At 33.1% G+C, this 14,923-nt stretch carries 10 protein-coding genes and 1 rRNA gene; 3 read left to right on the top strand and 8 right to left on the bottom strand.

Annotated features, from left to right (window positions below; all coding sequences use genetic code 11):
• Positions 1–15 precede the first annotated feature (15 nt).
• The 4 genes from ACEN2K_RS09140 to ACEN2K_RS09125 form a co-directional block, all read right to left on the bottom strand.
• Positions 16–2,415 (bottom strand): glycoside hydrolase family 31 protein, encoded by a 2,400-nt coding sequence (locus tag ACEN2K_RS09140; RefSeq protein WP_441759025.1) that lies wholly within the window; start codon positions 2,413–2,415, stop codon positions 16–18.
• Positions 2,416–2,615: 200 nt separating this feature from the next.
• Positions 2,616–4,523, bottom strand: coding sequence for a 1,4-alpha-glucan branching protein GlgB (gene glgB, locus ACEN2K_RS09135; protein ID WP_441759024.1), 1,908 nt, complete (start codon positions 4,521–4,523; stop codon positions 2,616–2,618).
• Positions 4,524–4,589: 66 nt separating this feature from the next.
• A complete protein-coding gene (locus tag ACEN2K_RS09130; RefSeq protein ID WP_441759023.1) occupies positions 4,590–5,870 on the bottom strand; it encodes a glucose-1-phosphate adenylyltransferase in 1,281 nt (426 codons plus the stop codon).
• Between the two features lie 5 nt (positions 5,871–5,875).
• Positions 5,876–7,288 (bottom strand): glycogen synthase, encoded by a 1,413-nt coding sequence (locus ACEN2K_RS09125; protein ID WP_441759022.1) that lies wholly within the window; start codon positions 7,286–7,288, stop codon positions 5,876–5,878.
• A 180-nt stretch (positions 7,289–7,468) separates the two neighbouring features.
• On the opposite strand from ACEN2K_RS09125, the gene ACEN2K_RS09120 reads away from it, so the two are divergent.
• The 3 genes from ACEN2K_RS09120 (at position 7,469) to ACEN2K_RS09110 (ending at position 9,992) form a co-directional block, all read left to right on the top strand.
• The gene (locus tag ACEN2K_RS09120; RefSeq protein WP_441759021.1) at positions 7,469–8,335 is read left to right on the top strand and encodes an alpha/beta fold hydrolase; all 867 of its coding nucleotides are present in this window, start codon (positions 7,469–7,471) and stop codon (positions 8,333–8,335) included.
• A gap of 15 nt (positions 8,336–8,350) precedes the next feature.
• A complete protein-coding gene (msrB, locus tag ACEN2K_RS09115; protein WP_441759020.1) occupies positions 8,351–8,740 on the top strand; it encodes a peptide-methionine (R)-S-oxide reductase MsrB in 390 nt (129 codons plus the stop codon).
• A gap of 226 nt (positions 8,741–8,966) precedes the next feature.
• Complete coding sequence (locus tag ACEN2K_RS09110; protein WP_441759019.1) at positions 8,967–9,992, top strand: isoaspartyl peptidase/L-asparaginase family protein; 1,026 nt, start codon at positions 8,967–8,969, stop codon at positions 9,990–9,992.
• A 61-nt stretch (positions 9,993–10,053) separates the two neighbouring features.
• Here the strand turns inward: ACEN2K_RS09110 and ACEN2K_RS09105 are convergent, their stop codons facing one another.
• From ACEN2K_RS09105 to rrf, 4 genes are all read right to left on the bottom strand, one after another.
• Positions 10,054–11,007, bottom strand: a complete 954-nt coding sequence (locus tag ACEN2K_RS09105) for an NAD(P)H-dependent flavin oxidoreductase (protein WP_441759228.1) — start codon at positions 11,005–11,007, stop codon at positions 10,054–10,056.
• 137 nt (positions 11,008–11,144) lie between these two features.
• Positions 11,145–11,345 carry a hypothetical protein gene (locus ACEN2K_RS09100; RefSeq protein WP_441759018.1) on the bottom strand — a complete coding sequence of 67 codons (201 nt, stop codon included), beginning with the start codon at positions 11,343–11,345 and terminating at the stop codon, positions 11,145–11,147.
• A 203-nt stretch (positions 11,346–11,548) separates the two neighbouring features.
• The gene (locus ACEN2K_RS09095; protein ID WP_441759017.1) at positions 11,549–14,539 is read right to left on the bottom strand and encodes a sensor histidine kinase; all 2,991 of its coding nucleotides are present in this window, start codon (positions 14,537–14,539) and stop codon (positions 11,549–11,551) included.
• A gap of 311 nt (positions 14,540–14,850) precedes the next feature.
• Positions 14,851–14,923, bottom strand: a 5S ribosomal RNA gene (rrf, locus tag ACEN2K_RS09090); the annotation flags it as partial.

Below are 14,923 nucleotides of genomic sequence, written 5' to 3'. Positions count from 1 at the left end.
AACTTTTAAGATTTATTATTCACCTGAGATGTGCAGCACATTAAATTCTTTATCAATAGTTAGGCAACCGTCTTGCTCATAAGCAGCAATATCATAAGACACATTTTCATTATTGATTTCAATACTATTTACCTTGAAAGGCAACCCGATAAGATTGATTTTGTATTTAGAATATGTTGTGTCAAATTTACCTTCTTTATGCAACTGAATAATTAACTCTTTTTTTCTACCGGTTAGTTGAAATGAAAGGAAACTATACCTCCCTTTTTTATAATCATAACCATCATGTGCATCTTCATAAACAACTGATTTTTCCTTACCTTCATAATAATACACATCTAGATTAAGTTCATCAAAATCTTTTTCACCTACATATTGCTGTACAGGATATTTTGGTATGATAGCACCTGCTTTGATAAACACAGGAATTTCATCAAACTTAGTGTCAATCCACATCTCTTTTCCTCCATTTACTAAGTCGTTGGTCCAGTAATTATACCATTGTCCTCTAGGGATGTACATCCTTCTACCTAAAGAATTAGGTTCTAAAATAGGGCATACTAAAATTTGGTTACCAAAAACAAATTCATCATTCCTATAATGGGTTTGAATATCATCTTGATCATAATACACTAATGGTTTAAGCATAGGAATTCCTTCTTCAATATATTGCCAAAACATCGTGTACAAATAAGGTAATAATTGGTATCTTAAATTAACAAATTTTCGAGTAATATCAATCACTTCTTCATCAAAAGCCCATGGTTCTTGATTGCCATGATCTCCAGAAGAATGTGTTCTACAAAAGGGATGAAAAACACCCAACTGAATCCAACGAGCATAGAGTTCTCCAGAAGGTTGCTCAGCAAAACCACCAATATCAGATCCTGTGAAGCCCATTCCTGAAATAGACAAACGCTGCACTTGAATATTAGCTATCCATAGGTGTTCCCAAGTAGCCACATTATCTCCTGTCCAAGATGAAGAATACCGCTGTGCTCCTGCATAGGCAGATCTTGTTATAATAAATGGCCTTTTAGGGTAGGTAAACCTTTTCACTCCATGATAAGTAGCTCTCGCCATTTGAGTTCCATATATGTTGTGGGCTTTTCTATGACTACATGGATTTCCATCATAATCATGACGGACATCCATAGGAAACGTTTTATTAGGCACTTCCATTACTGCAGGTTCATTCATATCATTCCAGACTCCTTTAACACCGATATCTGAAATTAATTCTTTAAATAAACCAGCCCACCATTCTCTAACTTCGGGATTTGTATAATCTGGGAAATTACATTCGCCAGGCCAAACTTTCCCCTTCATATAAGGACCATCAGCTCTTTTACAAAAATAATCATTAGCTAATGCTTCTTTATAAACAGCGTATTCTTTATCTATTTTTATACCTGGATCAATAATTACGACTGTTTTAAAACCGTCTTCCGCCAGCTCAGCTACCATTCTTTTAGGATCGGGAAAGTATTCTTTATTCCAAGTAAAACACCTAAAACCCTCCATATAATCGATGTCTAAATATATAGCATCACAAGGTATTTGTAATTCTCTAAATTTAGCTGTGATCTCTTTAACATTACTTTCAGGAAAATAGCTCCATTTGCATTGGTGATAACCCAGTGCCCATAATGGGGGTAGTTCTGGTTTTCCAGTCAAATCAGTATAGGAAGTGACAACGTCTTGCATCTGCGGTCCGTAGATAAAGTAATAATTCATCTCTCCTCCTTCTGACCAAAAGCTGGTTACATTTCGTCTCTCATGGCAAAAATCAAAAAAAGTCCTAAAGGTATTGTCAAAGAAGATACCGTAAGCTTGTTTATTTTGCAATCCTATGTAAAATGGAACCACTTTATATAAAGGCTCTTGATCTTTTTGATAAGCATATTGATCTGTCGCAAAATTTTCTAATCTTTTGCCCTTTAAGTTCATCTGAGTAGCTTTGTCACCAAGACCGTAAAAACATTCCCCATCTTTTGATGCTTTACTCATTTTAACGATGTTACCACCAAATTCATAACTTTCCTCCCAATGAAACCCTAACTCATCCTCTAGTAAAATAACATCATTATTGTCATATATTGACACCCTTAAATCAGCTTTCTGAATGATACATTTTACTTTACTCGTTTTTATTTGGTAAAATTCTTCTTCTTCTGTTACTTCTAGAAAATTGTAACCATGCAAATGACTTTTATCAATAGCATAAGAAAAATCATTACTAAAATATCCTTTAGTTGTAAAACGAAAACGAATCAAACTATCTCTAAGTACGGTCACTTTTAAAACGACACTATTATCTGTGTGAAAATAAACCGAATCAACATCGTGCTCAAACGAAACAATTTTTGAAGGATAGAGATCTCCTTTATATTCTAATTCTGTATTTGTAATCATAGGGTATGTAATTAAAAGTAAGGCCTTTATTTCATCTCAAACTTACAAAAAAACTTCGTTAGCACTCTTAAATAAAGGTTTTATTCTCGAAATCGATATCTTAGATTAAATTACTAAAATGACTTAAAATGCCATATATATAATAATCGATGTTCGAATAATCGTAATTAATAATTTGGTAGCAATTAATAAAATCTATTTTATGATATTTTAAAAACGTTAACACTTAATGGTGCTATTAATAATGCTACAGAATAATCTCTACCGTCATAGGGAGATGTCTCTATTGTTAAATTTTCTTCATTTTTAACACCGCTACCGCCATATATTTTGGCATCCGAATTAAAAATCTCGGTTAATTTTCCTTTTTTATGTAATCCAATGCGATAATTATCTCTAACCATCTCAGTAAAATTGCAAACAACAATTACATCATCAGCAGCTGTATTGCCTTTTCTGATAAAAGAGAAAATGGCGTTTTGATGATCTGAATAATTAATCCATTCAAAACCATCGGGACTAAATTGTTTTTCGTACAAAGCAGGTTGCGTTTTATATAATGTATTTAGATCGGTCACGACTTTTTTAATACCCTTATGATATGGATACTGCAATAAATGCCAGTCCAAACTTCTCTCAAAGTTCCATTCTTCGCTTTGTCCAAATTCACAGCCCATAAACAGCAATTTAGCACCTGGATGTGTAAACATATAACTGTACAGCAACCTTAAATTAGCAAATTTTTGCCACTCATCACCCGGCATTCTTCCTGCAATAGATTTTTTACCATGTACCACTTCATCATGAGATAAAGGCAACATAAAATTTTCAGTGAAAGCATAAGTCATTGAAAATGTTAGTTCATTTTGATGGTATTTTCTATAAATTGTTTCTTTCTTAAAGTAATTTAAAGTATCATGCATCCAGCCCATCATCCACTTCATTCCAAAACCTAATCCACCTATAGACGTAGGTCTTGAAACCATAGGAAAGGAAGTGCTTTCCTCAGCAATAGTATGAACACCTTCAAAATTAGAGTAAACCGCTTCATTAAATTCTTTTAAAAAGCTAATCGTATCTAAATTCTCTCTACCTCCATAAATATTAGGCTCCCACTCTCCTTCTTCTCTCGAATAATCAAGATAGAGCATGGAGGCTACAGCATCAACTCTTAAACCGTCAATATGGTAATGTTGTAGCCAAAAAAGAGCATTGCTTATTAAGAACGAGCGAACTTCATTTCGCCCATAATTAAAAACTAAACTTTTCCAGTCTGGATGATAGCCTTTTCTGCGGTCAGGATGTTCATAAAGATTGGAACCATCAAAGAATCCTAATCCATGAGCATCATCAGGGAAATGAGAAGGTACCCAGTCAAGGATTACACCTATTCCTTCTTGATGCAACTTGTCCACTAACACCATGAAATCCTGAGGCTTACCAAATCGCGATGAAGGTGCAAAATATCCTGTTAGTTGATATCCCCAGGAAGGATCATAAGGGTATTCCATCACCGGCATAAACTCTACGTGAGTAAAACCGGTTTCCTTTACATATTGCACTAAATCATCAGCGTATTCAAGGTAAGTTAAGAAACGATTATCACTAGCATGACGTTTCCACGATCCTAAATGTACCTCATATACTGAATAAGGTTTGTCTAATCCATTATGATTTTGACGGGTCTTCATCCATTGACCATCTTTCCATTGATGGTCTAAATCCCAAATTACAGAAGCAGTATGGGGTGGTTTCTCACAGTACAATGCAAAAGGGTCTGCTTTCTCTGTAACAACATCATTGACCGTGGATTGTATATGGTACTTGTATAGCGCCCCTTTTTCGATATGGGGAATAAAACCTTCCCAAATGCCTGAAGCATCCCAGCGAACTTCCAATTGATGTTCCCCTTGTTTCCAATAATTAAAATCCCCTACAACCGAAACCGATTTTGCAGAAGGAGCCCAAACAGCAAAATATACTCCTTTTACTCCTTCTTTATCAGTTAAATGCGCTCCTAGCTTTTCATACAAGCGATAATGCTTGCCTGCCTTAAATAAATTAATGTCAAAATCAGTAAAAAGAGAATGTGAGAGAACTTTGCTCATATAATAATTGTGTATTTCTAACTGTTTGTGACCAATTAGAATATTAGCTTTTAATAAATTTTATCTTTAATTTATTTTAAAATCATCGGGAATAACCGAGCCTTTTTTGATGACGACTATCCCTTCTTTAATCGCATATAAGTCATGAGAAAAATCTTCTAAATGTTTACCTCCATTAATGTAAACATTATTACCAATTCGGCAATTTTTATCTACTAAAGCATTACTGATAAAGCAATTTTCACCAATTCCTATTAAAATTTGGCTGTTGGCCTTTTCTTCGTTCATATCGTCAATACTTTGATAAAAATCATTACCCATAACATAGGAATTTTGGATAATAGTACCATCTCCTATTCGGGAACGAATCCCTATCACCGACTTTTTAATTTCTTTAGCATTAATAATACAACCTTCTGAGATTAGTGACTTTTCAACCAGTGTTTTTTGGAATTTTGAAGGTGGTAATAATCGAGGTCTTGTATAAATTTTATTTTCATTATCAAATAAATTGAATTGAGGAATATCATCCGTTAGACCTATATTAGCTTCAAAGAAGGAATCAATATTTCCTATGTCTGTCCAATATCCTTCATATTGATAGCTTAGTATCTTTTGTTTTCCTACTGCCTGAGGTATGATTTCTTTTCCAAAATCCTTTGTGTCTGGATTTTTCATTAAATCAACTAACAGTTGCCTATTAAATATATAGATACCCATGGAGGCTAAGTATAATTTACCTTCACTTTTCATTTGCTCACTAACATCTGATTCCCATTCTGGTAATAGTTCTTTAGCAGGTTTTTCTATAAATGACTCTATACAACTCTCGTTATTGGTTTTCAAAATACCAAACTCTGGAGCATCTTTAGCATTAACAGGTAATGTTGCTATAGTAATGTCAGCTTGTGACTGCATATGTGCTTCTATCATATCATTAAAATCCATCTGATATAATTGATCTCCTGAAAGTATCAATGCATAATCAAATTCATGATTTAGAAAGTGAGGCATACATTGTCTAACGGCATCAGCAGTTCCTTGAAACCAAGTGGGATTATCAGGAGTTTGTTCTGCCGCAAGAATATCGACAAAAGCTTGACTAAAAGCATTAAAAGTATAAGTGTTTTTAATATGTGCATTTAAAGAAGCTGAGTTAAATTGCGTCAATACAAACATTCTTTTTATATCTGAATTCATACAATTCGAAATAGGTATATCCACTAAGCGATACTTCCCTGCAATAGGAACTGCTGGTTTAGACCGTGTAGCAGTCAATGGATATAATCTAGATCCTTGGCCCCCTCCAAGAATAATTGCAACAACATTTTTCTTTTTTGCTTTCATATTTTTTAAATTATTGAATTGTAAACCTCTATATATTCTTGACAGGCACGTTCCCAAGAATGATCTGTTTCCATACCTATCTTTATCACATTTTTTAAATGCGCTTTATCATTATATAAACTAATTGCTCTTTGAATCGAATAACATATATCTCCAACTGAAGCTTGATCATGACAAATACCGTTTCCACCATCTCCATAATCAATTACCGTATCTTGCAATCCGCCTGTTCTACGGACTATTGGTACCGTTCCATAGCGCAAAGAATACATTTGGTTTAAACCACAAGGCTCAACACGCGATGGCATTAATAAAAAGTCGGCACCGGCATAAATCAAATGAGCTAACTCCTCATTATAACCGATGAATGTATTGTAGTTTCCTTTATAATCCAGTGACAAACTATTTAGTTGATTTTCAATTTCTGAATTACCTGATCCCAAAATCAAAATATTAATTTCTTTGTAATTTTCAGATAAAGCTAATGCGGATGCTTGAGGCAATAAATCACCTCCTTTTTCGGCTAAAAGTCTACCAATAAAACAAAATAACGGCTTTGTAGTGTCTAACTTAAATAGCTCACACAATATCTCCTTATTCAGTTTTTTTCCAATTTCATAATCAGCAACTGAATAATTTTTTTCCAACATTTTATCATGCGCCGGATCCCAAACCTCCGTATCAATCCCATTCAAAATGCCAATAGATTTGTCTCGAACCATATTAAATAACGGTTCTAATCCGTTTGCTGATAAATTTATTTCGTTAAGATAATTAGGTGAAACTGTAGAGACTTTCCACGCACATTTAACCCCTACCGCCAGGGAATTTATACAATTATCCCATTCTAATAGATTTGCATGAGCCAGATCAAATTCAGGTAAATAATGCATTTTATCAAATCCAAATTGGCCTTGGTACAAACCATTATGTATTGTAATCATTGACGCAGTACTGCGCAATTTTTCATATTTATAACAATTTGAAATCATAAAGGGAATTAATCCCGTGTGATGATCATGGCAGTTAATTATCGTAGGATTAGTTTCTCTTTCAATAATCCAGTCCAGAGTAGCTATTTGGAACGATAAAAAACGTTCTATATCATCATCATAACCATAAACTTCTGGTCGGTCAAAAAGCTCTGGAATCTCCACTAGATAAAGTTCATAACCCAACTTATCTGTGGTTTCTTTTAAAATAGTATATGAAAAATTAAAGTTTCCTAGTTTTACAGACCCAGAATGCACATTCGTAAAAGTATTTTCCTTTTTAAACTTTGTATCATAGCCAGGAATTACAACTCTTGATAAATGTCCAGCTTTGCTCTGATATTTTGGTAAAGCTCCTACAACATCAGCTAATCCACCTACTTTGGCAACAGGGTAACATTCTGCGCTAATATGAAATATCTCCATCCTTAAATTTTGATTTTTTTTTAATTGTTAAACTTAAAGTATCACTATTTTCAGGCTATCATACAACGTTCTCATTCCGTTGAATTAGCTAATAGCTTGTTGATAAATTATAGTACTTTTATGTTTTCTAAATTTAGTGAAAATAAAACAAAATAAAAGCGCGCTTAAAATTTTATCAATATGACAAAAAAATCTTCCAATCATAAACAAACATTAACAATTCCAAAGGTTATCTTGCGAACGACTAAATTTATCTCTTTTATTTCTCCAAAATTAACCACCTTATTTACTGCTAAACTATTCACAACCCCTATCAAACATAAAACTCCTAAAAGAGAACTCGAGATGGATAGCAGCAGCGTCCAAAAAATATTAAAAATTCCCGCAATAAATAAACAAGTCGTTGTATACGAATATGGTCAAAGCCAAAAGAAAATTTTGTTGGTTCACGGTTGGTCAGGGCGCGGTACACAATTAGTAAAAATAGCAGATGAATTGTTAAAAGAGGGATATACCACTGTCAGTTTTGATGCACCTGGACATGGTAAATCACCTGGAAGTAATTCTATTATGGTTGATTTTATAGCAACAATTCATGAAATTGATAAAGTATACGGCCCTTTTAAAGCAGCAATTGGTCATTCGCTAGGTGGCATGTCTATAATGAATGCGATCAAACAAGGCTTTAAAATAAATAAAGCGGCTATAATAGGAAGTGGTGATATAGTACAGGATATCATCGATGATTTTATTCAAAAATTAGCGCTTCCTTCAATTTATGCAACCCGACTTAGAAAACATTTTGAAAAAAAATACGGAGGCAATATGGATGATTACTCCGCATACAAAGCGGCCAAAGAAATCACTATTCCTATACTTGTCGTTCATGATAAGCAAGATGATGAAGTCCCTGTAAAAGCAGCGGAACATATTTATAAATATCTTGCTAATGGCCAAATTATGCTCACCGAGGGATTGGGACATCGTAAAATATTAGGAGATAATAAAGTCATTGAAAAAGTCGTTAACTTTACAGTTAGTCAATAATTAAAATATACAATAATGGAATACCCTTTAAATAAAACCGAAGAAGAATGGAAAGCAAAATTAGGTGAAGAACGCTACCGCATACTTCGTCAAAAAGGTACTGAACGCCCCCATACAGGAACGTACAATCTGCATTATGAAAAAGGAACGTATTGCTGTGGAGCATGTGGCGAGCCACTTTTTGAAAGTAATTCTAAGTTTGATGCCCATTGTGGTTGGCCTTCGTTTGACGATGCTATCCCAGGAAAAGTAAAAAATGTTTTAGACAAATCGCACGGGATGATTCGCACTGAAATTGTATGTTCTAACTGTGGTAGCCATTTAGGCCATGTTTTTAATGATGGTCCTACACAAACAGGACAACGCTATTGTGTTAATTCCTTATCCGTAGATTTCAAGAAATAATACAGTAACAAAGAGAATTGGACTTAGAGAACTTCCAATTCTCTTTTTTTTTTGGGGTGCCCTTCCTAAAAAGTCAGGTCGCGCTATTCGTTGCAAGTCCGCGCACTTCCTTCGTCAGGCTGTGGGCTTTTCACTGCTATCGCTCACCCAACACTAATATAGAACTACTCCTTATTTACAAATAAGTATTTTTATTAAAACGACTAATCCATTTGATAAACTCAATATGAAAAAATATCCTTTTATAATTCTAGTAGCACTGCTGTTCATTCAATGTAAAAGCATAAAAACTAATCCTGATAAATTTGCCATAGTTATTCATGGCGGAGCTGGAACAATACTAAGAAAAAACATGTCTCCAGAAGTCGAAGTGCAATACAAAGCAAAATTAGAAGAAGCAGTAAAAGCAGGGTATGCTATTCTTAAAAACGGTGGTAGTAGTCTCGATGCAGTAGAAAAAACTATTAATATCCTAGAGGATTCGCCACTATTTAATGCTGGCAAAGGTGCGGTTTTTACCAATCAAGGTAAAAACGAACTAGATGCATCTATAATGGATGGTAAAACATTAAAAGCAGGAGCCATTGCTGGGGTTACTACCGTAAAAAACCCTATAAGCTTAGCAAGAGTAGTTATGGAAAAATCAGAACATGTTTTATTAGCAAGAGAGGGAGCTGAATTTTTTGCCAAAGAAAACGGTTTAGAATTAGTAAATCCAGCCTATTTCTATACAGAAAATAGATACCAGTCTTTACTCAAAGCTCAAGAGAAAGAGAAAGCTGACCGTAATCATTCAGGAAGCACCTCCTTTTATGATCCGTACATAAAAGACAATAAATTTGGAACAGTAGGTTGCGTAGCTTTAGATAAAAAGGGAAACCTAGCTGCAGGAACATCAACAGGGGGAATGACAAATAAAAAATGGGGTCGCATTGGTGATACCCCTATTATAGGTGCAGGAACTTATGCAAATAATGCTACTTGCGGAGTATCTGCTACTGGTTGGGGAGAATATTTTATTCGGAATGTCGTTGCTTACGACATTTCAGCAATGATGGAATACAAAGGACTTTCACTAGAAAATGCTGCAAAAGAAGTGATTCAAAATAAACTCACAAAACTTGGTGGCGACGGTGGAATTGTTGCTATGGACAAAGACGGAAATATAACGATGGAATTTAATACAGCCGGCATGTATAGAGCAGCTATCGATACTCAAGGCCAATTCACTATAGGAATTTATGAGAAATAAAACCAGCTATAAAATTAAATGGAATTAATAGCTGGTTAAAATTACAATAGGCGTATTTTACCTAATAACATAGCCTCTCGACTATCTTCGCAACAGGACTGATTTCAGTAGTATTTTCAATTGTAGGACCAGCAACCCAAACAGTTTTGTAGGTTACTTCAGTAGCCGCTTTGGTAACAGCATTAGATCCTATCATGTAACGAATCATCTTAACCCACTTTTTTAAGGTTTTATTTTTATTTAAAGTTTTTTCTATCCATGATTGTTTAGTACCTACCTTTTGAACGTAAGCTGTATTTATCACAGTACAAGGTGTTCCTGAAATCTTCTCAGTCAGCACAATATCTTTAGCGCCATAATCAACACACGCTTGTTTGTATTCTTCAGAAACACCAGATTCAAAAGAGGCAATGAAGGGACTTCCTATAGATACGCCAATGGCTCCATAAGACAGCATTTCGTCAAGCTCTTGTTTAGTACTTACCCCTCCTGCAGATATTACTGGCAATATTGTATTTTCATTTAACTCTTTTATCAGATGTGCAGGTGCTAGATTTCCGCGGTGTCCCCCAGCCTGATTATTTACCGCAATTAAAGCATCTGCACCTAAACTTTCGACTTTTTTAGCAAAAGCCAAATCTGTCACATCACAAAAAACTTTAATCCCTACTTTGTGTGCAGCATTAATTGTTTCTTCAGGAGAACCTAGTGATGTAATAATAAAATCCACTCTTTCTTCACACAAAACAGCTAATTGGTCCTTATATTTAATATTGGATTTATTTACGATCAAGTTAAAACCAAAACTTCCCCCTTCAACTTTTGCTGCCTTTAATTCCCTCACTGCAGCTCTTAGTTCCTCCAGAGTTCTATAATTTAAAGCGGGTATACAACCCGCTACACCCGCTTTCATTCCTTCGATTACCATTGTAGTATTTGAAACAAGAAACATAGGTGCCATAATTACTGGATGATTGATTTCCAAAAGCGTTTTTAGTGTAGGTTTTATCATTATCTGGGTGTTTAGTAAACAAATATATATAAATATACTATGCGTGCCTACTATTTGTATTTAAAACAATAACTATTTACACATCATAATTTGATAAAATAAATCGCCTCAAATACATATTTGAGGCGATTTATTCTTTTTTAGTCTTGTTTTTTTTCTTCATTGTTTAATTTATCATCGAAATCTGGCTTTTCACCTTTAAATTTTTGTGTATCAACATCATAATTTTCATCATTAGTTAATACTTCATCATGATCTTTGTACTGATGTTTTCTCATATCACTTCGTTGATCTCCCCCTTTTTGATTGGGTCTTTGCGGATTTTGATTATTTGCACTCATAATTTTATGTTTTTAAATTTATTTAAAATTACGAAGTTCATCGCATTTTTATGTTATGACATCATCTACAAAAGTTTCAATATTATAAATGATATTCATTTTTAAGAAATAAAAAAAACTGTAAAACTTTAATAATAATAATAATAATAATAATAATAATAATAATAATAATAATAATAATAATAATAGAATTAAACTACAACCTAAACAAATAAATGAATCGTCACTACAGTTCCATGGTCTTCTGTGTGCTCTATTACTATAGGATTTTCATTGTGTTTTTGCAACAGTATTATACGTTCTCGTGCTAATGCTATTCCTCTCGAAACATGAAACTTCGATTGTTTAACTGCATTTAAACCTTTGCCATTATCAATTACCTTACATTCTAATAATTCCTCATTTATCATCATAAATGATATCGTTAATTTTGGATCTTTGGAGAAATCATCAAAGGCATGAGCAAATACATTTTCGACAAATGGCTGGATGAGCATTGGTGGAATTTTGAATTCAGTCACTTTTACTAAAGGACTTACAATTACTTCACATACTACACGATTTTTAAATCTCATGTTCTCTATATAAATGTAACTTTTTAAATACTCTACTTCATCTTTAATAGAAATGGTCTGTTGCGGTGAATTTTTTAAAGTTTTTCTCATTAGTCCAGAAAACTCACTTATAAAAAATGTTGAATGGGAATCATTATTAGCTCCTACAAAATTTTGAATTGATTTTAATGCATTATAAATAAAGTGCGGATTCATTTGATTCGAAAGAGCTTCAAACTTCGCTTCTGTGATTTGATTTTCAATTTTGGCTTTTTCCTTCAGTTTTCTCTTTTTATGAAGTACTAATAAGCAGATAAACCCTATTATGATAAGAACCATCATACTAATAAACCACCAAGAAAACCAGAAAGGTGGTGAAATATGAATTTTAAGCACATCAAAAAGCGTTAATTTTCCTGCATTAATATCTAAAACTTCTATTTGCAGATCATAATTGCCATAAGGCAAATAGGGCAAAAACAAATTAGTTTTATCACTGTAAGGACTCCATCTATTGGTCTTTTTTAACCTGTATCTAAATTTTAATTTATCAGAAACAAGATGACCTTCTGGAGTAAAGTCTATAGAAAGTGAATTATGATTGTAATCAGTATCTAGTTTATTAGAGGCATATTTGAACCATTTGAAATTGGATTTATGTACTGGAATATTGTTTACTGAGAGATTCGTAATCGATACATGTGAAACTGTGCGTTGCTCTTTTAAAAGTAAATCTAAATCAATCGTATAAAATCCTTCTTTTGTTCCTAACCATAAGGAATCATCAAAAATTTGTGAAGTAGTGATAACACAGTCTTTCAACCCTAATTGCTTATCTACAAACCTCATAACACCATCTTTATATATATTTAGTCTTTTTTCAGTACCAATCAATATATAATTTCCGTAAGCTTCTAAAAAGGATATCGTAGTTCCAATAATTGATTTTTTTGAAATTGTTTTTAAAAGTTTAAAAGATGTTTTGTCATCAACTATAAATACATCACCAAATTCTGCAGACAAAATAAGATGCCCTTTATTATTGATAGCAATATGTTTAAATTTCTTTTCCTTCCAAATTCCCTCTGCCAAGTAAGAATGAAATTGATTATTGTGATGCACATACAATCCATTAAAAACGGACAATAGATAAGTCTTTTCTCTATTAGTGAGAATTTTTACAATATATTGAGGTGTACTTTCATCAAATTTTGAAAATGACTTAGCTTCTAAACTATAAATATCCTTATAAGTGCGAACACCCGCATAAGTAATGGTTTCAATAAACTTATTATCAGAAGTAAAACCTATTTTCAAACTGTGTTTAGGAATGTACCCTAAAATTATGCCCTGCGCACTTATTTGAAATATCCCTATATTACTTGCTATCCAAAATGTATTGTTATGTTTCACTAGCTCATAGAAAATAATATCTTTGGCAGCATTATTAAAATTCAGTTCAAAATCCCTTGATTCGATACCCTGTTTATTCTCAAGATTTTTTGAGTTTTTTACAGCTGATACTTCAAATCGCTTAAAGTCAGCTAGAGTTAGTATTTTATTAACCTTATTATTCGAATCTATAAAAGAAAGCCCCTTATTGTGTAAAATTATTTTTTGATTTTCTAGAACATCAAAATCAATTATTGCTTTTGAGTCAAATAAATGATAGTCAATCATCTTATTTAAACGGACTTGATAAATACCTTTATCATTAGAACCAACATATAATATGTCTTTACTTTCATCATACACAACATTCAGTATAATTTTAGAATCTATTCCAAATAGCTTAGAAACATCAGTCATTTTGTCCTCTACTATTTTATACAATCCTCCATCAGGATTGAAAATTCCCCAAGCAGCGGCATACAATTCGGCATTACTCGACTTCGCGTATTGCCAAACAATTGATTGACCTATTTTTTTTGAAGAGCTATTTCCAGTTAAAACAGAATTAATATCAAATTTATTAATGTAACCTTTATTACTACTGTACAATATATTATCGAAAAGAGAAATACAGTATGAGTTTTTGTATTTCATAATGGGAACAATTCGAGGTTCAATTCCACTCTCATCTATTTTATACAAACCATCAAAAATGGAAGTAAAATAAATTTCTCCATTATATTCAACTATCGAGATGCAAATAAAGTCATCCCTGTGTTGGGGTACTTTAGGCGAAACTATCTGATTGGTATCTATATCTATAATTGACACCCCTTGTTCAGTACCAACGTACACTTTATTTTTATAGGGAAATATTTTACGTGTTTTGTTAGCCAATAAACCATTTTTAGTTGTAAAAACAATGAATTTATTACCATCAAATTTTGTTACACCACCACCATAACTAGCAAACCACATATTACCGTTAGCATCCTGAGCAATATCCCAACAACTATTATGTCCTAACCCATCAGACTCATCAAGATTAAAAAATGAACCATTCACCATTTTTGATACACCATTTTCAGTACCAATCCATAAAGCATTAGTATTATCTATAAATAACGATCTAACAGCATTATTAGGCAGACCATCCGCAGTAGTATAATTTTTAGACGGTAAATACTGTCCAAAAACTGAAAATGAAAAAATAAGATATAATGCTAACCAATAATGTTTTAACCTCATTCATTTATAATTAAAGAAGAAATAAATCTTGACAACCACATTCTTTTATTTAAATTGCAGTTTTCCCAAGCTAAATTAACAATATAAATTATAACAAAGGCATTTTAATGTAAGAAAATACAACACAAAATTTATAAAATTAATATTTGATGTGTAAAAAAAACTGCACAAAAAAACCCCTATCCGACTTAGATAGGGGTTTTAGAATCTAAAACAAGTTCAGATTAAAGAAAGTCGACGAACAGAGCGCGTGAACTCGTGGTTCTAGTAAAAAAAAGAACCCCAGTCTGAAAAGACTGGGGTTCGATAAAGAAAGGCGACGACATACTCTCCCACATAACTGCAGTACCATCTGCGCAGGCGGGCTTAACTACTCTGTTCGGG

The sequence above is a fragment of the Flavobacterium sp. W21_SRS_FM3 genome (assembly GCF_052113625.1).
GTDB lineage: Bacteria > Bacteroidota > Bacteroidia > Flavobacteriales > Flavobacteriaceae > Flavobacterium.
This window is presented reverse-complemented; position numbering and strand designations above follow the sequence as displayed.

Coding starts and splice junctions, on each gene's coding strand:
- glgB (WP_441759024.1), bottom strand. CDS start 4,523: ATGAGCAAAGTTCTCTCACATTCTCTTTTTACTGATTTTGACATTAAT.
- ACEN2K_RS09125 (WP_441759022.1), bottom strand. CDS start 7,288: ATGGAGATATTTCATATTAGCGCAGAATGTTACCCTGTTGCCAAAGTA.
- ACEN2K_RS09130 (WP_441759023.1), bottom strand. CDS start 5,870: ATGAAAGCAAAAAAGAAAAATGTTGTTGCAATTATTCTTGGAGGGGGC.
- msrB (WP_441759020.1), top strand. CDS start 8,351: ATGGAATACCCTTTAAATAAAACCGAAGAAGAATGGAAAGCAAAATTA.
- ACEN2K_RS09100 (WP_441759018.1), bottom strand. CDS start 11,345: ATGAGTGCAAATAATCAAAATCCGCAAAGACCCAATCAAAAAGGGGGA.
- ACEN2K_RS09140 (WP_441759025.1), bottom strand. CDS start 2,415: ATGATTACAAATACAGAATTAGAATATAAAGGAGATCTCTATCCTTCA.
- ACEN2K_RS09120 (WP_441759021.1), top strand. CDS start 7,469: ATGACAAAAAAATCTTCCAATCATAAACAAACATTAACAATTCCAAAG.
- ACEN2K_RS09095 (WP_441759017.1), bottom strand. CDS start 14,539: ATGAGGTTAAAACATTATTGGTTAGCATTATATCTTATTTTTTCATTT.
- ACEN2K_RS09110 (WP_441759019.1), top strand. CDS start 8,967: ATGAAAAAATATCCTTTTATAATTCTAGTAGCACTGCTGTTCATTCAA.